The sequence below is a fragment of the Stenotrophomonas sp. ESTM1D_MKCIP4_1 genome, assembly GCF_003086895.1.
Taxonomy (GTDB): domain Bacteria; phylum Pseudomonadota; class Gammaproteobacteria; order Xanthomonadales; family Xanthomonadaceae; genus Stenotrophomonas.
In genome coordinates this window covers 3,758,280-3,777,511 of the sequence record NZ_CP026004.1, presented here as the reverse complement: position 1 = coordinate 3,777,511, position 19,232 = coordinate 3,758,280, and the positions used below count along the sequence as shown (strand labels likewise).

The window sequence follows — 19,232 nt, the reverse complement described above, 5'->3', positions numbered from 1 at the left end:
TACCGACAACGAATCCGTGAGCACATCCATGTCGAAGATCGAAGTTTCCTCCGCCACCATGACCCCGCGCGAGATCGTGCAGGAGCTGGACCGGCACATCGTTGGCCAGCACGACGCCAAGCGCGCGGTGGCCATCGCCCTGCGCAACCGCTGGCGCCGCATGCAGCTGGTGCCTGAGCTGCGCAATGAGGTCATGCCGAAGAACATCCTGATGATCGGCCCGACCGGCGTCGGCAAGACCGAAATTGCTCGCCGCCTGGCCACCCTGGCCAATGCGCCGTTCGTGAAGGTTGAAGCCACCCGCTTCACCGAAGTCGGCTACGTCGGCAAGGACGTCGAGCAGATCATCCGCGATCTGGCCGATACCGCCGTCAAGCTCTACCGCGAACAGGCCAAGGTGCGCGTGCGCACCCAGGCCGAAGAGCGCGCTGAAGACCGCATCCTCGATGCACTGCTGCCGCGCCGCAGCGGCGGCATTGGTTTCGATCCGGAGGCTGCGCGCAACGAGCCGTCGGCGCAGGACAACGAGACCCGCATCAAGTTCCGCAAGATGCTGCGCAGTGGTGAGCTGGATGAGCGCGAGATCGAACTCGATCTGGCCGCCAACGTCAGCATGGACATCATGACCCCGCCGGGCATGGAAGAAATGGGCCAGCAGCTGAAGTCCATGTTCGCCAATCTCGGCGGTGGCGCCAAGGCGCACAAGCGCACGCTGACCATCAAGGCGGCGCGCCCGCTGCTGGTGGAAGAAGAGGCCGGCAAGCTGGTCAACGAGGATGACATCCGCACGGCGGCGATCGAAGCCTGCGAACAGCACGGCATCGTCTTCATCGATGAGATCGACAAGGTCGCCAAGCGCGGCGATAACGTGGGCGGCGGCGATGTGTCGCGCGAAGGCGTGCAGCGCGATCTGCTGCCGCTGGTGGAAGGGTCCAACGTGTCCACCAAGTACGGCACGATCAAGACCGACCACATCCTGTTCATTGCCTCCGGTGCGTTCCACCTGGCCAAGCCCAGCGACCTGATTCCGGAACTGCAGGGTCGTTTCCCGATCCGCGTGGAACTGGGCGCGCTGAGCAAGAACGACTTCGTGCGCATCCTGACCGAACCGAAGGCGGCGCTGACCAAGCAGTACGAAGCACTGCTGGCCACCGAAGGCGTCAAGGTCAGCTTCACCCCCGATGCCATCGACCGCCTGGCCGAGATCGCCTTCCTGGTGAACGAGCGCCAGGAAAACATCGGTGCCCGTCGCCTGCACACGGTGCTGGAGCGCCTGCTGGATTCGCTCAGCTATGAAGCACCGGATCGTGACGGGGAAACCCTGGCCATCGACAGCGCCTACGTTGATGCGCACCTGGGTGAACTGGTGCAGGACCCGGACCTGAGCCGTTACATCCTGTAACACCGGACGGGGTCGGACGGGGTCGGATCCCTCGCAGCAGCGAGGGCTCTGACCCCCGACCTGTAATGCATGAGGCCGCCGAAAGGCGGCCTTCTTGTTGGGGGCGGATCCCCTGCGCGTGCCCATCCACGCATGGCGTGGATCTACCAGGTAGCACGGGACGGGGTCGGATCCCTCGCACCAGCGAGGGCTCTGACCCCGACCTGTAATGCATGAGGCCGCCGAAAGGCGGCCTTCTTGTTGGGGGCGGATCCCCTGCGCGTGCCCATCCACGCATGGCGTGGATCTACCAGACAGCGCGGGACGGGGTCGGATCCCTCGCGCGAGCGAGGGCTCTGACCCCGTACCTGTAATGCATGAGGCCGGATTCCCTGCGCATGCCCATCCACGCATGGCGTGGATCTACCAGGCAGCGCCGACCCTACGGCAGCGGTTCGGGAATCGAACCCGGCACGAACACGCCGTCCTTCACGTAGGCGGTCAGCGTCATGTCCAGCGCGAGCATGCCGTCGCGTTTGAGGTCCATCAGCTCCGGTTCGACCATCGCCCCGTGCAGCACGCCCAGCACAGTGGCGTGCAGCATGCGCGCGGCAATCTTCGGATCGGCGCCATCGCGCAGCTGGCCCAGCGTCTGCGCCCGGCGCAGGGCGCGCTCCATGCGATCCAGCGCATCGCGGAACCCGGACTGCTGCAGTTCGGCCAGCGCCCGGCTTTCGGAGGAGGCATCGCTGCGCAGCATGATTTCCATGGTCTTGCGCAGGCGCTCGTCCTCGGACAGCTCGATGAACGAGTAGATCATCACCGCGCGCAGGTCGTGTATCGGTGTCTGCCGTTCGTCGCTGGAAGTGCGCTCCAGCTCCTGCATGAAGGGCAGGTGCACCCGCTGGATGATCGCGGCCAGCACTTCGGTCTTGTTCTTGAAGTGCCAGTAGACCGCGCCGCGGGTGTAGCCGGCGCGCGCGCCGATCATCTCCAGCGTGGTCCGGGCCACGCCGTGTTCATGGAAGCAGCCTTCGGCGGGATCAAGGATGCCTTCGCGGGTGGCCTGGGTGTCCTCTTTGGTCTTGCGCGCCATGGGTCCGTGAGTGGGCACGAGTGCCGGTGAAACCTGGCTGAATTGTACCGCTTTACAAACAAACAATCATGTATGTATATTTCGCATCCACGCTCCCCGCCGTGTATGCGCGCTCGCTGACGCCCGCGCCGTGCGCAGGGATGCCTTCCCGATGCGACAACCGCGCCCCTCTACGGGGAGGCGGCTGCGTATCACGGCAGGCTGAGAATATTTTCCCTTCCCCGAGCCCCGCCCCATGCCCCTGACCCGAATCCGCCCCTTCCTGCTGTCGCTGGCCATCGCCGCGACCGTGGCCGCCTGCGGTGGCCAACCCGAACAGCCCCAGCAAGGACCCGGCCAGGTGACCGTGGTCACGCTGAAGTCGGAAAGCGTGGGCCTGACCCGCGAACTGCCGGGCCGCACCAATGCCTTCCTTGTGGCCGAAGTGCGCCCGCAGGTCAGTGGCATCGTCGCCAAGCGCCTGTTCACCGAAGGTGGCCTGGTGAAGGAAGGGCAGCCGCTGTACCAGATCGAAGACGCCAGTTACCGCGCCCAGGCCAACAGCGCCCGCGCCCAGCTGGCCCGCGCCGAGGCCACGGCCAACGCCGCGCGCCTGAGCGCCAAGCGCATCACCGAACTGGCCAAGGTCGACGCGGTCAGCCAGCAGGACCTGGAAAACGCCATCGCCGCGCAGAAGCAGGCCGAAGCTGATGTCGGTGCCGCCAAGGCGTCGCTGGATGCCGCCAACGTGACGCTTGGCTATGCCCGCATCACCGCGCCGATCAGCGGCCGCATCGGCAAATCCAGCGTCACCCAGGGTGCGCTGGTCAGCGTCGGCCAGGCCGATGCGTTGGCCACCGTGCAGCAGCTCACCCCGATCTACGTCGACCTGACCCAGTCCTCGGCCGAGCTGCTGCAGCTGCGCCGCGAACTGGCCGCCGGCCGCCTGCAGGACAACCAGACCCTGCCGGTCACCATCCTGCTGGAAGACGGCAGCGAGTTCCCGCACAAGGGCGCGCTGGAATTCTCTGAAGTGAGCGTGGACCCGACCACCGGCAGTTACGCGCTGCGGGTGAAGGTGGACAACCCCGAGGGCCTGCTGATGCCGGGCATGTACGTGCGCGCGGTGATCGGTGGTGGCGTGCGCGCCGATGCCGTGCTGGTGCCGATGCAGGGCATCGCCCGCGACGCCAAGGGCGATACCAGCGCCATGGTGGTGGGCAAGGACAACAAGGTGGAAGTGCGCCCGGTGAAGGTCAGCCGCGCGCTGGCCGACAAGTGGCTGGTCGAGGACGGCCTGCAGCCGGGTGACAAGGTCATTGTCGAAGGCCTGCAGAAGATCGGCCCCGGCATGCCCGTACAGGCCACCGAGAAGGGCGCCGCCCCGGCACAGCCGGGCGCTGCCCCCACGCCTGCCGCCCAGCCGGCCGGCGACGCGAAGTAAGCGGAGAATTCCATGGCACGTTTTTTCATTGATCGACCCATTTTCGCGTGGGTGATCGCCATCATCATCATGCTGGCTGGTGCGCTGGCGGTGGTGAAGCTGCCGGTGTCGATGTATCCCGAGGTCGCTCCGCCGGCCGTCGAGATCAGCGCCACCTACCCGGGTGCATCGGCCAAGGTGGTCGAGGACTCGGTGACGCAGATCATCGAGCAGAACATGAAGGGCCTGGACGGCCTGATCTACTTCTCCTCCAACAGCTCGGCCAACGGCCAGGCCACCATCACCCTCACCTTCGAGGCCGGTACCAACCCGGACATCGCCCAGGTGCAGGTGCAGAACAAGCTGCAGCTGGCCATGCCGCTGCTGCCGCAGGAAGTGCAGCGGCAGGGCATCAACGTGGCCAAGTCCAGCAGCGGCTTCCTGCAGGTCATCGGCTTCGTGTCCAACGACGGCAGCATGGATGCCAACGACATCGCCGACTACGTGGGTTCCAACATCGTCGACACGCTCAGCCGCGTGCCGGGTGTGGGCAACATCCAGGTTTTCGGTGGCAAGTACGCCATGCGCATCTGGCTGGACCCGAACAAGCTGCACACCTACAAGCTGTCGGTCGATGAAGTGACCGCCGCGATCACCGCGCAGAATGCACAGGTGGCCATCGGCCAGCTGGGTGGCGCGCCGTCGGTGAAGGGCCAGCAGCTCAACGCCACCATCAATGCGCAGGACCGCCTGCAGACCCCCGAACAGTTCCGCAACATCCTGGTGCGTGGCGGCACTGATGGCAGCGAGCTGCGCCTGGGTGATGTCGCCCGCGTCGAACTGGGCGCGGAAAGCTACGACTTCGTCACCCGCTACAACGGCAAGCCGTCCACCGGTATCGCCATCACCCTGGCCACCGGCGCCAACGCGCTGGACACCGCCGAGGGCGTGCGCACCGCACTGGATGACATGAAGGCCAGCTTCCCGGCCGGCCTGGAAACCGTCGTGCCGTACGACACCACGCCGTTCGTGCAGGTCTCGATCAAGGGCGTCATCAAGACCCTGATCGAAGCGATCGTGCTGGTGTTCGTGGTGATGTACCTGTTCCTGCAGAACTTCCGCGCCACCCTCATCCCCACCATCGCCGTGCCGGTGGTGCTGCTGGGTACGTTCGGCGTGCTGGCCGCGCTGGGCTTCTCCATCAACATGCTGACGATGTTCGCCATGGTGCTGGCCATCGGCCTGCTGGTGGACGATGCCATCGTGGTGGTGGAGAACGTCGAGCGCATCATGTCCGAAGAGGGCCTGTCGCCGCTGGAAGCCACCCGCAAGTCGATGAGCCAGATCACCGGCGCGCTGGTGGGCATCGGCCTGGTGCTGTCGGCGGTGTTCGTGCCGATGGCCTTCATGAGCGGCTCGACCGGCATCATCTACCGCCAGTTCTCGGCCACGATCGTCTCGGCCATGGCGCTGTCGGTGCTGGTGGCCATCGTGCTGACCCCGGCGCTGTGCGCGACCATGCTCAAGCCGCTGAAGAAGGGCGAACACCATGTCGCCCACACGGGCCTGCTGGGCCGCTTCTTCAACGGCTTCAACCGTGGCTTCGACCGTTCCAGCGAAACCTACCAGCGCGGCGTGAAGGGCATCATCCATCGCCCGTGGCGCTTCATGGGCATCTTCGTGGCGCTTGCCGTGGTGATGGGCGTGCTGTTCGCGCGCCTGCCCAGTTCGTTCCTGCCCAACGAAGACCAGGGCATCATGATGGCGCTGGTGCAGACCCCGGTCGGTGCCACCCAGGAACGCACCCTGGAAGCGATGGCAAAGCTGGAAGACCACTTCCTGAAGAACGAAGCCGACGCGGTCGAGTCCATCTTCGCCGTGCAGGGCTTCAGCTTCGCCGGCATGGGCCAGAACGCGGGCATGGCCTTCGTCAAGCTGAAGGACTGGAAGGAGCGCGATGCCGAACACAGCGTCGGTGCGATCACCGGCCGTGCGATGGGCGCGCTGGGCCAGATCAAGGACGCCTTCATCTTTGCCTTCCCGCCGCCGGCCATGCCGGAGCTGGGCATCGGTTCGGGCTACACGTTCTTCCTGAAGGACACCAGCGGCAAGGGCCATGACGCCCTGCTGGCCGCGCGCAACCAGCTGCTGGGTGCGGCCGGACAGAGCAAGCTGCTGGCCAACGTGCGCCCCAACGGCCAGGAAGACACCCCGCAGCTGCGCATCGACGTGGACGTGGAAAAGGCCAATGCACTGGGCCTGTCGGTCAGCTTGATCAACAACACGCTGGCGGCCGCGTGGGGCAGCAGCTACATCGATGACTTCATCGACCGTGGCCGCGTCAAGCGCGTGTACGTGATGGCCGATGCACCGTTCCGCATGAACCCGGACGATTTCAATGTCTGGTCGGTGAAGAACGGGCAGGGCGAGATGGTGCCGTTCAGTGCCTTTGCCACCAAGCGCTGGGACTACGGTTCGCCGCGCCTGGAACGCTACAACGGCGTATCGGCGATGGAGATCCAGGGCGAGCCCGGCGCGGGCGTGGCCTCGGGTGATGCCATGGCCGAGATCGAGCGCATCGCCAAGGACCTGCCGGCCGGCTTCGAGATTGAATGGACCGCGCTGTCCTACCAGGAACGCCAGGCCGGTTCGCAGACGCCGCTGCTGTATACGCTGTCGCTGCTGATCGTGTTCCTGTGCCTGGCCGCGCTGTATGAAAGCTGGAGCGTGCCGACCTCGGTGCTGCTGGTGGCCCCGCTGGGCATCCTCGGTGCCGTGCTGGCCAACACCTTCCGCGGCATGGAGCGCGACATCTACTTCCAGGTGGCGATGCTGACCACGGTGGGCCTGACCAGCAAGAACGCGATCCTGATCGTCGAATTCGCCAAGGAAAACCTGGAGAAGGGCGCAGGCCTGATCGAAGCAACGATGCACGCGGTGCGCGACCGCCTGCGCCCGATCATCATGACCTCGCTGGCGTTCGGCCTGGGCGTGCTGCCGCTGGCCATCGCCTCCGGCGCAGGTTCCGGTGCGCAGCGCGCCATCGGTACCGGTGTGCTGGGCGGCATGCTGGTGGGCACCGTGCTGGGCGTGTTCTTCATCCCGCTGTTCTTCGTTGTGGTGCAGCGCGTGTTCAACCGCAACAAGGGCAACGGGGGTGGCACGCCGCCGGCCCCGCGCGATGATGCTGCCCATGGAGGTTCCCATGAATAAGACCCCCTTGCTGCTGGCGCTCGTCGCCAGCCTGGGCCTGGCCGGCTGTTCCACCCTGGCGCCGAAGGACACGGCCGTGGCCCCGGCCATTCCGGCGCAGTGGCCGGCCGAAGCCAGCCAGGGCGAAGTCACCGATGTGGCTGCACTGGGCTGGCGCGACTTCTTCACCGATGAACGCCTGCAGCAGGTGATCGGCCAGGCGCTGGACAACAACCGCGACCTGCGCGTGGCGGTGCTGAACGTGGAAAAAGCGCGCGGCCAGTACCGCGTGCAGCGCGCCGACCGCGTGCCTGGCCTGGCAGCCACCGGGCAGATGGAACGGCAGGGCACCGATGCCGGTGTCACCGAACAGTTCACTGCCGGCGTCGGCGTGGCTGACTTCGAGCTGGACCTGTTCGGTCGCGTGCGCAACCTCAGCGAGGCGGCCCTGCAGCAGTACTTCGCCGTGGCCGCCAACCGCCGCAACGCGCAGCTGAGCCTGGTGGCCGAGACCGCGACTGCCTGGCTGACCTACGGCGCCGACGCGCAGCAGCTGAAGATCTCCGAGGCCACGCTGAAGACCTATGAGGATTCGCTGCGTCTGGCTGAAGCCCGTCACGAACGGGGCGGCAGCTCCGGGCTGGAGTTGAGCCAGACCCGCACCCTGGTGGAAACCGCCCGTACCGATGCGGCGCGCCTGCGCGGACAGCTCGCCCAGGATCGCAATGCACTGGCCCTGCTGGCCGGCGGCCAGATCGATGCGGACCTGCTGCCCGACAGCATCGAACCGCAGCTGCTGGCGCTGGCACCGCCGCCGGCCGGCCTGCCCAGCGATGTGCTGCTGCAGCGCCCGGACATCATGGCGGCCGAACACCAGCTGCTGGCGGCAAATGCGAACATCGGCGCGGCGCGTGCAGCGTTCTTCCCCAGCATCACCCTGACCGGCAGCATCGGCAGTGGCTCGGGTGAGCTGTCCAACCTGTTCGACAGCGGCACCCGCGTATGGAGCTTCCTGCCGAAGATCACGCTGCCGATCTTCCAGGGCGGCAAGCTGCGCGCGAACCTGGCGGTGGCCAACGCGGACCGTGATATCGCCCTGGCCCAGTATGAAAAGGCGATCCAGAGCGGGTTCCGCGAAACCTCCGACGCGCTGGCGCTGAATGTCAGCCTGGACGAGCAGGTGAGCGCGCAGCAGCGTCTGGTGGACGCGGCCGAAACGGCCAACCGCCTGTCGCAGGCCCGTTATGACGCCGGCCTGGACAGCTTCGTGACCCTGCTGGACGCACGCCGCACCGCCTACAGCGCGCAGCAGACGCGCCTGCAGGCCGAACTGGCCCAGCAGGCCAACCGCATCACCCTGTACAAGGTGCTGGGCGGCGGCTGGCACGAACGCGGTTGAGGTAAACGCGATGCCGGCCGCTGGCCGGCATTCACCAATGTTCCGGATGTCCGGTAGTGCCGGCCGCTGGCCGGCATTCCCCAATCGGGGCGCGTCAGATCGCTTCATCATCGCGCGGCGCTGCGCGGCACGCGCGTACCCGCACCAGCGCGTCGCCGGCTTCCCGCGCCATGCGTTCGTACTCGGCGCGGATTTCCTCCAGCCGCTCTTCGTCCATCTCTTCAAGGTCCAGCAGCTCGTTGTTCGCCTCGGCCGTGGCGCGGATCAACTCGTCCAGCTTGATCTGCATCGCGGCCGTGTCCGAGTTCTGCGTGTGCTGGATCAGGAACACCATCAGGAACGTGATGATGGTGGTGCCGGTGTTGATGACCAGCTGCCACGTATCGTTGAAGCCGAAGACGGGGCCGCTGATGCCCCACACCACCACGATCGCCACTGCCACCAGGAACGTCCACGGCGAACCGGTGGCGGCCGCGGCTTTCTTTGCGATCGTATTGAACAGGTTCCGTGCTTTCATCGTCGTCGTTCCACCCAGGTGACGACGATGATCGGCAGCGGCCCGTGCACGGGCCGTGCAGCCGCAGCAGGGTCAGGCGCGAAGGCGCGGGGCGTCCTGCAGCTGCACCCGGCTGGTCTGGTACACGTGCTGCCAGCAGCGGTCGACGAACTCACGGGCCTGCGCCTCGCTCAGGCGCGGCATGATCTGCAGGGCGTACTGGGTCTGGAAGGTCTCATCGCGCTCGGCGTTGCTGGCGCGCGGCTGGGTGATCAGCGAATCGCAGGCGAACTTGATCCACGGCACGTAGGAGCCGAACGAGTTGTGCGACAACGCGCCGTCGGCATGCTGCCGGCGCCAGTGATCGAGTTCAGCATCGACGTCGATAACCGGTGGGATGGCGGGGACTTCAGCGTGCATGGCATTCCAATTCGGTTGGGTGGCAGGGAGTGGGGGTTGATGCCAGTGTGGCGAGATGCCGGTGCATGCAGCGTCAGCGCGGTGTGCAGCCGGTGTTGCCATCTATGCGCTGCGCGTGCGTGACTGCGCCCAAGTCTTCGGCCATGTCGGCCATCGCGTTGCACAGCCGCACGTGGTCGCGCGGGTGATCGCGGGTGAGTTCCTGCTGCATGTCCTGGAATGCGGTCCAGAAAGGGGCGCCATTTCGATGCAGCGCGAACTGTTGCGCCAGACGGTGGCGGATGCCGGCGAGGGCAGGGTCGGGCAGGGGGTGTACGGCGTGCGCGCTCATGGGCTTGCTCCGCCGGGACAAGGGGCCCCGGTGGTTCCACCCTAGGCGCGCGCTGCGAAGGCAGTGTTAGCAGCGCGTGTGCAACGTATCCAGCTGACTGTGCGCCAGCGCACATCGACGCGCGCAGACGCAGCCGGCACAAGCCTGTGCCGGCTCTGAAGCGTTCATCTACGTGGATGCAGAACGACGGGCGAAGGCTTATTCGCCGATGTCTTCGTTCCAGATTTCCGGATGCTGCGCAATGAAGCCACCCAGCAGGTCCACGCATTCCTGGCTGTCCAGGTCGATCACGTTGACGCCGTTCTCGCGCAGCCAGTCGATGCCGCCCTGGAAGGTGCGCGATTCGCCGACCACCACGGTGCCGATGTTGAACTGGCGCACCAGCCCGGAGCAGTACCAGCACGGTGCCAGGGTGGTGACCATGATGGTGTCCTGGTAACGGCGCTGGCGGCCGGCCTTGCGGAAGGCATCGGTTTCGCCGTGCACCGACGGATCGCCTTCCTGCACGCGGCGGTTGTGACCGCAGCCCAGCAGGCGGCCATCGTTGTGGTATAGCGCCGCGCCGATCGGCACGCCACCCTCGGCAAGGCCCTGTCGGGCTTCGGCGATGGCGGTCTGCAGCAGGGCCTGGTAGTCGGGCGTGGTGATCATGCGGGGCTCCGGTGGGTCATGGGCCGCCATGATAAGGCGCGGTTACCCCGCAGCGGCCCCGGCGGTGCGATAATCAGGGCATGAGCGAATCCCCCTACAAATCCGGTACCACCCATTTCGGGTTCCGCGACGTGGCCGCCAAGGACAAGCAGAAGCTTGTCGGCGAGGTGTTCACCTCGGTCGCGCGCAACTACGACCTGATGAACGACCTGATGAGCCTCGGCGTGCACCGGGCCTGGAAGCGCTATTACGTGGCCACCGCGCAGGTTAAGCCCGGTGACCGCGTGCTCGACCTGGCCGGCGGCACCGGCGACATCGCCGCCCTGCTGAAAGAGCGCGTGGGTGCCGAGGGTTCGGTGGTGCTGGGCGACATCAATGCCGGCATGCTGTCGGTCGGCCGTGACCGCCTGACCAACCGCGGCCTGGTGCTGGGCCTGGACTACGTGCAGTGCAACGCCGAAGCCCTGCCGTTCCCGGACAACAGCTTCGATCTGGTGACCATTGCTTTCGGCCTGCGCAACGTGACCGACAAGGATGCCGGCCTGCGCGAGATGTACCGCGTGCTGAAGGTGGGCGGCCAGGCCCGCGTGCTGGAGTTCTCCGAAGTCACCGCCGACTGGTTCAAGCCGATCTACGATTTCCACTCGTTCAGGATCCTGCCCAAGCTGGGCAAGCTGTTCGCCAACGATTCGGACAGCTACCAGTACCTGGCCGAGAGCATCCGCAAGCACCCGCCGCAGGAAGAACTGAAGGCGATGATGGGGCAGGCCGGCTTCGAGCGCTGCCACTACAAGAACCTGACCGGCGGCATCGTCTCGATCCATTCCGGCTACAAGCTGTAATTCCTGCTCTGGTAGGTGCCAACCTTTGTTGGTACACGCCCGCACCGGCCATCCGCTCTGGTAGGTGCCGATCTTGGTCGGCACGGGCCTGCCGCACGCGTGGATGGGTTCGTGCCAACCAAGGTTGGCACCTACCGGGGGCGGGTGGCACCCTCCGGGCCGGGGGCGAGGTACCATTGGGGTTTGATCCCCCGTAACGGTCCCGATTCATGCGTAATCCGCTGATGCTCCTTCCGCTGGCCGTGGCCCTGGCCGCCGGCTGCTCCCAGGAGGCGGCCGCGCCCGCCGCCGCCCCGACTGCCGAAAAGGCCCCTGCCGCCCCCGTGAACGCCGAGAACCGCAGCCACGACGAAAGCTCGTACGCCGAGCCGGACAAGGTCGTCATCAAGGACATCGCGCTGGATCTGAAGCTGGACTTCGACCAGAAGCAGATCGGCGGCACCGCCACCTACACCCTGGAATGGAAGCAGAAGGATGCCCAGCAGCTGGTGCTCGACACCCGCGAACTGAGCGTCTCCAAGGTCGAGGCCATCGCCGCCGACGGCGCGCGCAGCCCGCTGAAGTTCGAGCTGGCCCCGGTCGACAAGGTGTTCGGCAGCAAGCTGACCATCGAAGCGCCGGCCCAGCCGGCCAAGGTGGAAGTGACCTACCACACCGCACCGACCGCCTCCGGCCTGCAGTGGCTGGAGCCGTCGATGACCGAGGGCAGGAAGCTGCCCTTCATGTTCAGCCAGTCGCAGGCCATCCACGCCCGTTCCTGGGTGCCGCTGCAGGACACCCCCAGCGTGCGCTTCACCTACAGCGCGCACGTGACCTCGCGCCCCGACGTGATGGTGCTGATGAGCGCCGACAACGACCCGAAGGCCGCGCGTGACGGTGATTACACCTTCAAGATGCCGCAGCCGATTCCGTCCTACCTGCTGGCCATCGCCGCGGGTGACCTGGTGTTCGAGCCGATTTCCGGCCGCTCCGGCGTCTGGGCCGAACCGACCATGGTGAACAAGGCCGCCAAGGAATTTGAAGACACCGAAAAGATGATCGGTGCCGCCGAGAAGCTGTACGGCGAATACCGCTGGGGCCGCTACGACATGCTGGTGCTGCCGCCGTCGTTCCCGTTCGGCGGCATGGAAAACCCGCGCCTGACCTTCGCCACCCCGACCGTCATCGTCGGCGACAAGTCGCTGGTTTCGCTGGTCGCCCACGAACTGGCGCACAGCTGGTCGGGCAACCTGGTGACCAACGCCAGCTGGAAGGACATCTGGCTCAATGAAGGCTTCACCACCTACGTCCAGGGGCGCATCACCGAAGCCCTGTACGGCAAGGAGATGGCCGAGATGGAGAAGCAGATCGACCAGACCGATCTGCTGGCCGAAGTGAAGGACATGAGCCCGGCCGACCAGGCGCTGGCGCTGCCGCCGCTGAACGAGCGTGACCCCGACGAAGCCCTGAGCCAGGTCGCCTACGTCAAGGGTTCGTGGTTCCTGGAGTTCCTGGAACAGCGTTTCGGCCGCGAAACCTTTGACCCGTTCCTGCGTGGCTGGTTCGATGACCATGCCTTCCAGAGCGCCAACACCGACCAGTTCGTCGACTACTTGAAGAAGAACCTGCTGCCGAAGAACCCCTCGGCGGTGAGCGAGGCCGAACTGAAGGCCTGGCTGGACGAGCCGGGTATCCCGTCGTTCGCCACCAAGGCGCAGTCGCGCAACTTCAGCAGCGTCGATGCGGCGCGCATCGCGTTCTCCGGTGCCGGCAGCCTGCCGGGCAGCCAGGTCACCGCCGAGTGGGGCACCCAGGAATGGGTCCGCTTCATCGATGGCCTGGGCGCCACCCTGTCGCTGGACAAGCTGGCCACGCTGGACAAGGCCTATCACTTCACCGGCACCGCCAATGGCGAAATCGCCATGCGCTGGTACCCGCTGGCCATCCGCAGCGGCTATCAGCAGGCCAATGACGCCGCCGCCGCGTTCATCGAGCGCGTCGGCCGTCGCAAGCTGATCATGCCGATCTACGCCGAACTGGTGAAGACCCCGGAAGGTCTGGCGCTGGCCAAGCAGGCCTTCGAGAAGGCCAAGCCGGGCTACCACCCGATCACCACCGCCTCGGTGCAGGATCTGCTGGCCAAGGCCGAAGCCAAGTAAGCAGAAACGCCGGGTATCCCCCGGCGTTTTTTTTGTAGCGTCGAGCCATGCTCGACTGCCGTTGCTCCACGCTTCTGTAGAGTCGAGCGTGCTCGACTGCTCTTGAAGTGCCAGTCGAGCACGCTCGACTCTACAGAACAGTGCACACACGAAGGACCTCCACATGAAACGTCTGATCCTGATCACCGCCTGCGCCCTGGCCCTGGCCGCCTGCAGCAACCCCGAGGAAGAGCGCAAGGCGCAGGAAGCCGCAGCCGCCGCCGCCCAGGCGCAGAAGGAGGCCAAGGCCGAAGACGTTGCCAAGCAGTACGACACCGCCGTGGCGGCACAGGACTGGGAACGCGCACGCATCCACGGCGGTTCGCTGCTGGACCAGTACAAGGACACCGCCGCAGCCGAACGCATCGCCGCCGGCTACGACGAGGTGAAGGCCAAGGCCGATGCCGCCCGCAACCTGCGCCGCCTGCAGGCGCTGTGGCAGTACAACGAGATTCCGGTCGGCAGCAAGGGCGTGCAGCGCTCCGCGTCGATCTACAGCAAGGAACGGGTGGACGTGGACGGCAGTGGCGCCAAGCCGGTGCAGCTGGTGTTCCGCGACCATCCGGAATGGAAGCGCCACGCCTACCTGGTGCTGCAGGCCGGTGATTTCCGCTGCCCGCAGTGTTCGGTGAAGGTGACCGTGGACGATGGCAAGCCGGTCGCGATGGCCGCCTGGCGCCCGAAGACCGACGAGGCCATCGCGATGTTCATCACCGACCAGAAGGCGCTGTGGAAGCTGGCCCAGAAGGGCACGTCGATCAGCATTGAATTCCCGGTGAAGGCCGGTGGCACCCGCACTGCCGTGTTCGAGACCGGCGGCGTGGACACCAGCCGCATGCCGCAGTGGTGGAAGTGACGGCCAGCGCCGTGGAGGTGGCGCCGCCTCTATCGGCCGTGCGCCACTGGGTGTTCGACATGGATGGCACGCTGACTGTGGCCATGCATGATTTCGAGCGCATCAAGCGCGAGCTGGGCATCCCGCCGGGCGATGACATCCTGGCGCATCTGGCGGGCCTGCCCGATGTCGAAGCGGCACGGAAGCACGCCTGGCTGCTGGAACACGAACGTGGCCTGGCCGAAAACGCACTGCCGGCGCCAGGCGCGGTCGAACTGCTGCGAGCGCTGGCGGCGGCCGGCTGCCGGCTGGGCATCCTCACCCGCAACGATCACGCGCTGGCGAAGCTGACGCTGGAGGCGATCGGGGTAGGGGATCTGTTCGAGGATGCGGCGATCATCGGGCGCGATGAAGCGGTGCCCAAGCCTTCGCCCGATGGCGTGCAGCAGCACCTGCGGCGCTGGGGAATCGGCGCCGACGCAGGCGTGATGGTAGGCGACCACGTCTACGACCTGGAGTGCGGTCGTGCCGCCGGCGCCCGCACAGTGCTGGTCAACCTGCCCGAGAACCCCTGGCCGGGCCGTGCCGATTGGCATTTCGCCGATTGCCGCGCACTGCTGGCGGCCTTGTAGAGCCGAGCCCACGCTCGGCTGCTCCAGGCAGTGCCGGCCGCTGGCCGGCAGGTCGACCAAGGTCGACACCCACCAGAGCGATCTACGGTAATGCCGCGCCATGCCCGGCGCTGCGGGTAGTGCCGGCCGCTGGCCGGCAGGTCGACCAAGGTCGACGCCTACCAGAGCGATCTACGGTAGCGCCGGGCATGCCCGGCGGTCCAGGTAGTGCCGGCCGCTGGCCGGCAGCGTCGACCAAGGTCGACACCCACCAGAGCAGATCCTGATGACCCGTCGGGTGGAAAGCCCCCTTGTTGTTCAAGGGGGCGCGCCGAAGGCGCGGGGATAAGGTGAAATGCGCGGTCAGTCCGGCTTACGCGCCCAGCGCGTAACCGAACTGCTGCTTGAACTGGTCGTGGAACTCTTCAAAGGTGAAGCGCTGGTTCTGCGTGCCCGGGTGCTCTACCTTCAGCGCGCCCATCAGGTTGGCCATGCGGCCGATGGTCAGCCAGTCGTAGCCCTTCTCGATGCCGTAGATCAGGCCGGCACGGAAGGCGTCGCCACAGCCGGTCGGGTCGACCACGCGGCGCTCGTGCGCCGGCGGAATGTCGTAGCTCTTTTCCGGGGTGTGGATGACCGCGCCCTTCGGGCCACGGGTGGTGATGTAGGCCTTCACCCGGCTCACGATCTGCTTCTCATCCCAGCCGGTGCGTTCCTGCAGCAGGTTCGACTCGTAGTCGTTGACCACCACGTAGTCGGCCTGCTCGATGAAATCGCGCAGCTCCGGGCCGTTGAACAGCGGCAGCGCCTGGCCCGGGTCGAAGATGAAGGGGATGCCGCATTCCAGGAACTCGGCCGCGTTCTGGATCATGCCGTCACGGCCGTCCGGCGCAACGATGCCGAAGGTGACGCCCGGCACGTCCTTCACGTGGTTCTCGTGCGAACGCATCATCGCGCCCGGATGGAACGCGGTGATCTGGTTGTTGTCGTGGTCGGTGGTGATGAAGCACTGCGGGGTGAACATGTCGTCCAGCACGCGGACCTGGCTCAGGTCGATGTCCATGCGCTCGAAGTGCTCACGGTACGGTGCGAAATCCTGGCCGACGGTGCCCATCGGGATCGGGCTGCCGCCCAGCAGCTTCAGGTTGTAAGCGATGTTGCCGGCGCAGCCGCCCAGTTCGCGGCGCATGCGCGGGACCAGGAAGGACACGTTCAGGATGTGCACCTTGTCCGGCAGGATGTGGTTCTTGAACTGGTCCGGGAACACCATGATGGTGTCGAAAGCAAGAGAACCACAGATCAGAGCGGACATCGATGTAAGCCTATGCGGTGAATTTGGGGGTGGCCAGCCGGCGTCTGCCAGCAAGCAAATGGCGCCCTTGGGCGCCCGACGGCGCAAAGGTTACCTGCTGGTGCCGCTCAGGGCCAGAACCGGGTGATGCCCAATTGGGCCGAAACCCAGCCAAGTCGCGGGTTCAGCTAGTTTTTTCCTTGCTCGCCGGGAAGCGGGTTGCTAGGCTTGTCGGCCTCGAATTCTGCCCATTTTTTCGCCATCCCGCGGCGGGCACGACACCCCTCAGGACTCCTTCCTCAGATGTTCAAGAAACTCCGTGGCATGTTCTCCAATGACCTGTCCATCGACCTGGGCACGGCCAATACCCTCATCTATGTGCGCGGGCAGGGGATCGTGCTGAACGAGCCGTCGGTCGTGGCTGTGCGCCAGGACCGTGCCATTGGTGGCACCCGCTCGGTGGCAGCCGTAGGCGCCGAAGCCAAGCAGATGCTGGGCCGTACCCCGGGCCACATCACCACCATCCGCCCGATGAAGGACGGCGTCATCGCCGACTTCACCTATACCGAGGCGATGCTCAAGCACTTCATCAAGAAGGTGCACAAGTCCCGCGTGCTGCGCCCGAGCCCGCGCGTGCTGGTCTGCGTGCCGGCCGGTTCGACCCAGGTCGAGCGCCGCGCCATCCGTGAATCGGCCGAGGAAGCCGGTGCCCGCGATGTGTTCCTGATCGAAGAGCCCATGGCCGCCGCGATCGGCGCCGGCATGCCGGTCACCGAAGCGCGCGGTTCGATGGTCATCGACATCGGCGGCGGCACCACCGAAGTGGCGGTGATCTCGCTGAACGGCATCGTCTATTCGGCATCGGTCCGCATCGGTGGCGACCGCTTCGACGAGTCGATCACCAACTACGTGCGCCGCAACCACGGCATGCTGATCGGTGAAGCCACCGCAGAGCGCATCAAGGTCGAGCTGGGCTGCGCCTACCCGCAGGCCGAGGTCATCGAGATGGAAATCTCCGGCCGCAACCTCGCCGAGGGCGTGCCGAAGATGATCAAGATCAGCTCCAACGAAGTGCTGGAGGCCCTGCACGAGCCGCTGTCGGGCATCGTCAGCGCGGTCAAGCTGGCCCTGGAGCAGACCCCGCCGGAACTGTGCGCCGACGTCGCCGAGCGCGGCATCGTGCTGACCGGTGGTGGCGCCCTGCTGCGTGACCTGGACCGCCTGATTTCCGAGGAAACCGGCCTGCACGTGCAGGTGGCCGACGACCCGCTCACCTGCGTCGCCCGCGGTGGCGGTCGTGCGCTGGAACTGGTCGACATGCACGGCAACGAGTTCTTTGCGCCGGACTGAGGTCTGCCGCCTGGTCGTTCCTGCAGCGCCCTTCCGGGGTGTGGCCCGCCGCTGCGGGCCGGCACCGGCGGGGCGCCGCCATGTTTCCCCTTCGTCCTTTGCTGGTTGAACTGTTGCCGTGCCGCCCTACGCCGGTCCTCCCGTAGCCTCCCGATCCGGTGACGCCGCCAGTCCGCTGCGACTGCTCGCCTACCTGGCCATGGCCATCACCCTGATCGTGCTGGACGACCAGGCCGGCTGGCTGGCGCGCGTGCGCGCCCAGGCCGACGCCCTGGTGCAACCGGTGTGGGCGCTGGCCGGCCTGCCCGGCAAGCTCAGCAACCAGGTGCGCGACAACGCCGCCAGCCACGGCCAGCTGGTGGCCGAGACCCGCGAGCTGCGCAACCAGCTGCTGCTGGCCAACGCGCGCCTGACCCGCCTGCAGACCGCCGCACTGGACAACGCCCAGCTGCGCGAACTGCTGAACGTCGCCGAGCGCAGCGGCCTGGACGTGCAGCTGGCGCCGATCCTCGATATCGACCTGGACCCGGTCAAGCAGCGCCTGGTGCTGGATGCCGGCAGCCGCGATGGCGTACATGTAGGCCAGGCGGTGATCGATGCTGGCGGCTTGATGGGGCAGGTGATCAGTACCACCGGCGGAACCTCCACCGTGCTGCTGCTGACCGACCCGGACCATGCCGTGCCGGTTACCGTGGCGCGCAACGGCGTGCGCCTGATCGTCTATGGCCGCGGCGACACCCTGCAACTGCGTGATATTCCGCTGAGCGCGGGCGTGGAAGTGGGCGATGAGATCGTCACCTCCGGCCTGGGCGGGCGTTTCCCGCCGGGCTTCCCGGTGGGCACCATCACCGCGCTGCGCCCCGATGACACCCACGCCTTCCTGGTGGGCGAAATGAAGCCTGCGGCCCAGTTGGACCGCGGCCGCGACGTGCTGCTGCTGCGCCCCGGCGCGGCGATCCGGATACCGCCGGAGCTGCGCCAGAGCCTGGAAGGCACCGCCGGTGGCCCCGCAGAAGGTGACGCGCTGCCCGCAGGCGCCGCGCCCGCCACGGCCCCGGCGACGCCCCCGGTCGTGCCGGCCGCTGGCCGGCAACCGCCCCCGCCTGCGGCGCGGGCGGTTGCCCCCGCATCCTCCCTTAACCCCGCGCCTTCGGCGCGCCCCCTTCAACAAGAAGGGGGCTCTCCACCCGACACAAGGTCGGCCCCGGTAGTGCCGGCCGCTGGCCGGCAGCCGCAACCCACCCAACCCACTTCGCAGGAGCCCGCACGATGAGCCGCCTGCGCGACAACCCCTGGGTGCTGCCGGCCAGCCTGGTCGTGGCCCTGCTGCTGGGCCTGCTGCCGCTGCCCGCGCTGCTGCAACCGCTGCGCCCGTACTGGCTGGCCCTGGTGCTGGCCTACTGGGTCATCGAAGCGCCCGAGCGCGTGGGCCTGGGCATCGCCTTCACCAGCGGCGTCATCGCCGATCTGCTGTATGGCGGCGTGCTCGGCGAACAGGCCATGCGGCTGGTGATGCTGGCCTTCATCCTGCAGCGCTTCCGCGCCCGCATCCGTTTCTTCCCGATGTCCCAGCAGATGCTGGCCATCGGCGGCCTGCTGTTCAACGACCGCATCGTCAGCGCACTGGTGCACATCCTGGTGGGTGAACCCACCCTGCCGTGGTCGTACTGGTGGGCACCGCTGCTGGGCATGGGCCTGTGGCCGCTGGTGTTCGTGCTGCTCGACGCCGTGCGTTTCGGCAAGCGCGGGCGCTGAACC

Annotated in this window: 17 protein-coding genes; 11 read left to right on the top strand and 6 right to left on the bottom strand. The window is 66.7% G+C overall.

Annotated elements, in window-relative coordinates; translation table 11 throughout:
* Positions 1-28: 28 nt before the first annotated feature.
* On the top strand, positions 29-1,402 hold the full coding sequence (gene hslU, locus C1924_RS17155) for an ATP-dependent protease ATPase subunit HslU (RefSeq protein ID WP_108766383.1): 1,374 nt from the start codon (positions 29-31) through the stop codon (positions 1,400-1,402).
* A gap of 421 nt (positions 1,403-1,823) precedes the next feature.
* On the opposite strand, the gene C1924_RS17150 is transcribed toward hslU, so the two are convergent.
* Positions 1,824-2,477: a TetR family transcriptional regulator gene (locus C1924_RS17150; protein ID WP_108766382.1), complete on the bottom strand. Its 654-nt coding sequence runs from the start codon at positions 2,475-2,477 to the stop codon at positions 1,824-1,826.
* Between the two features lie 235 nt (positions 2,478-2,712).
* Between C1924_RS17150 and smeD the strand changes: the two genes are divergently transcribed.
* From smeD to smeF, 3 genes are read left to right on the top strand one after another with little or no spacing between them, the layout of a single operon-like run.
* A complete protein-coding gene (smeD, locus tag C1924_RS17145; RefSeq protein WP_108766381.1) occupies positions 2,713-3,900 on the top strand; it encodes a multidrug efflux RND transporter periplasmic adaptor subunit SmeD in 1,188 nt (395 codons plus the stop codon).
* A gap of 12 nt (positions 3,901-3,912) precedes the next feature.
* On the top strand, positions 3,913-7,092 hold the full coding sequence (gene smeE / locus C1924_RS17140; RefSeq protein WP_254051167.1) for a multidrug efflux RND transporter permease subunit SmeE: 3,180 nt from the start codon (positions 3,913-3,915) through the stop codon (positions 7,090-7,092).
* Positions 7,073-8,470, top strand: a complete 1,398-nt coding sequence (gene smeF, locus C1924_RS17135) for a multidrug efflux RND transporter outer membrane subunit SmeF (RefSeq protein ID WP_159094831.1) — start codon at positions 7,073-7,075, stop codon at positions 8,468-8,470. The genes smeE and smeF overlap by 20 nt, the downstream gene beginning before the upstream one ends.
* A gap of 94 nt (positions 8,471-8,564) precedes the next feature.
* On the opposite strand, the gene C1924_RS17130 is transcribed toward smeF, so the two are convergent.
* From C1924_RS17130 to C1924_RS17115, 4 genes are all read right to left on the bottom strand, one after another.
* Positions 8,565-8,987 carry a low affinity iron permease family protein gene (locus C1924_RS17130; RefSeq protein WP_108766379.1) on the bottom strand — a complete coding sequence of 141 codons (423 nt, stop codon included), beginning with the start codon at positions 8,985-8,987 and terminating at the stop codon, positions 8,565-8,567.
* A 72-nt stretch (positions 8,988-9,059) separates the two neighbouring features.
* On the bottom strand, positions 9,060-9,386 hold the full coding sequence (locus tag C1924_RS17125; RefSeq protein WP_108766378.1) for a hypothetical protein: 327 nt from the start codon (positions 9,384-9,386) through the stop codon (positions 9,060-9,062).
* Between the two features lie 73 nt (positions 9,387-9,459).
* Positions 9,460-9,717 carry a hypothetical protein gene (locus tag C1924_RS17120; protein ID WP_108766377.1) on the bottom strand — a complete coding sequence of 86 codons (258 nt, stop codon included), beginning with the start codon at positions 9,715-9,717 and terminating at the stop codon, positions 9,460-9,462.
* A 198-nt stretch (positions 9,718-9,915) separates the two neighbouring features.
* A complete protein-coding gene (locus C1924_RS17115; RefSeq protein WP_005411083.1) occupies positions 9,916-10,368 on the bottom strand; it encodes a nucleoside deaminase in 453 nt (150 codons plus the stop codon).
* Positions 10,369-10,448: 80 nt separating this feature from the next.
* On the opposite strand from C1924_RS17115, the gene ubiE reads away from it, so the two are divergent.
* The 4 genes from ubiE (at position 10,449) to C1924_RS17095 (ending at position 14,854) form a co-directional block, all read left to right on the top strand.
* The gene (gene ubiE / locus C1924_RS17110; protein ID WP_108766376.1) at positions 10,449-11,210 is read left to right on the top strand and encodes a bifunctional demethylmenaquinone methyltransferase/2-methoxy-6-polyprenyl-1,4-benzoquinol methylase UbiE; all 762 of its coding nucleotides are present in this window, start codon (positions 10,449-10,451) and stop codon (positions 11,208-11,210) included.
* Between the two features lie 209 nt (positions 11,211-11,419).
* Positions 11,420-13,348, top strand: a complete 1,929-nt coding sequence (locus tag C1924_RS17105; RefSeq protein ID WP_108766375.1) for a M1 family metallopeptidase — start codon at positions 11,420-11,422, stop codon at positions 13,346-13,348.
* Positions 13,349-13,511: 163 nt separating this feature from the next.
* Positions 13,512-14,243 (top strand): hypothetical protein, encoded by a 732-nt coding sequence (locus C1924_RS17100; protein ID WP_108766374.1) that lies wholly within the window; start codon positions 13,512-13,514, stop codon positions 14,241-14,243.
* Positions 14,240-14,854 (top strand): HAD family hydrolase, encoded by a 615-nt coding sequence (locus tag C1924_RS17095; protein WP_301554014.1) that lies wholly within the window; start codon positions 14,240-14,242, stop codon positions 14,852-14,854. Before C1924_RS17100 ends, C1924_RS17095 begins: the two co-directional genes overlap by 4 nt.
* Positions 14,855-15,206: 352 nt before the next feature.
* Here the strand turns inward: C1924_RS17095 and C1924_RS17090 are convergent, their stop codons facing one another.
* Positions 15,207-16,145 (bottom strand): carbohydrate kinase family protein, encoded by a 939-nt coding sequence (locus tag C1924_RS17090; protein ID WP_108766373.1) that lies wholly within the window; start codon positions 16,143-16,145, stop codon positions 15,207-15,209.
* Positions 16,146-16,427: 282 nt separating this feature from the next.
* Between C1924_RS17090 and C1924_RS17085 the strand changes: the two genes are divergently transcribed.
* The 3 genes from C1924_RS17085 (at position 16,428) to mreD (ending at position 19,229) form a co-directional block, all read left to right on the top strand.
* Positions 16,428-17,474 (top strand): rod shape-determining protein, encoded by a 1,047-nt coding sequence (locus C1924_RS17085; protein WP_079223402.1) that lies wholly within the window; start codon positions 16,428-16,430, stop codon positions 17,472-17,474.
* Positions 17,475-17,592: 118 nt separating this feature from the next.
* On the top strand, positions 17,593-18,747 hold the full coding sequence (mreC, locus tag C1924_RS17080; RefSeq protein ID WP_108766372.1) for a rod shape-determining protein MreC: 1,155 nt from the start codon (positions 17,593-17,595) through the stop codon (positions 18,745-18,747).
* Entirely contained in the window at positions 18,744-19,229 is a 486-nt protein-coding gene (gene mreD, locus C1924_RS17075; protein WP_079223400.1) for a rod shape-determining protein MreD, read from the top strand. Before mreC ends, mreD begins: the two co-directional genes overlap by 4 nt.
* Positions 19,230-19,232: the final 3 nt, after the last annotated feature.

Excerpts from the sequence above, each read along its gene's own strand:
- C1924_RS17115 (WP_005411083.1), bottom strand. The coding sequence starts at position 10,368 with ATGATCACCACGCCCGACTACCAGGCCCTGCTGCAGACCGCCATCGCC.
- C1924_RS17105 (WP_108766375.1), top strand. The coding sequence starts at position 11,420 with ATGCGTAATCCGCTGATGCTCCTTCCGCTGGCCGTGGCCCTGGCCGCC.
- C1924_RS17130 (WP_108766379.1), bottom strand. The coding sequence starts at position 8,987 with ATGAAAGCACGGAACCTGTTCAATACGATCGCAAAGAAAGCCGCGGCC.
- C1924_RS17150 (WP_108766382.1), bottom strand. The coding sequence starts at position 2,477 with ATGGCGCGCAAGACCAAAGAGGACACCCAGGCCACCCGCGAAGGCATC.
- smeF (WP_159094831.1), top strand. The coding sequence starts at position 7,073 with ATGGAGGTTCCCATGAATAAGACCCCCTTGCTGCTGGCGCTCGTCGCC.
- smeD (WP_108766381.1), top strand. The coding sequence starts at position 2,713 with ATGCCCCTGACCCGAATCCGCCCCTTCCTGCTGTCGCTGGCCATCGCC.
- smeE (WP_254051167.1), top strand. The coding sequence starts at position 3,913 with ATGGCACGTTTTTTCATTGATCGACCCATTTTCGCGTGGGTGATCGCC.
- ubiE (WP_108766376.1), top strand. The coding sequence starts at position 10,449 with ATGAGCGAATCCCCCTACAAATCCGGTACCACCCATTTCGGGTTCCGC.
- mreD (WP_079223400.1), top strand. The coding sequence starts at position 18,744 with ATGAGCCGCCTGCGCGACAACCCCTGGGTGCTGCCGGCCAGCCTGGTC.
- hslU (WP_108766383.1), top strand. The coding sequence starts at position 29 with ATGTCGAAGATCGAAGTTTCCTCCGCCACCATGACCCCGCGCGAGATC.
- C1924_RS17125 (WP_108766378.1), bottom strand. The coding sequence starts at position 9,386 with ATGCACGCTGAAGTCCCCGCCATCCCACCGGTTATCGACGTCGATGCT.
- C1924_RS17120 (WP_108766377.1), bottom strand. The coding sequence starts at position 9,717 with ATGAGCGCGCACGCCGTACACCCCCTGCCCGACCCTGCCCTCGCCGGC.
- C1924_RS17085 (WP_079223402.1), top strand. The coding sequence starts at position 16,428 with ATGTTCAAGAAACTCCGTGGCATGTTCTCCAATGACCTGTCCATCGAC.
- C1924_RS17100 (WP_108766374.1), top strand. The coding sequence starts at position 13,512 with ATGAAACGTCTGATCCTGATCACCGCCTGCGCCCTGGCCCTGGCCGCC.
- C1924_RS17090 (WP_108766373.1), bottom strand. The coding sequence starts at position 16,145 with ATGTCCGCTCTGATCTGTGGTTCTCTTGCTTTCGACACCATCATGGTG.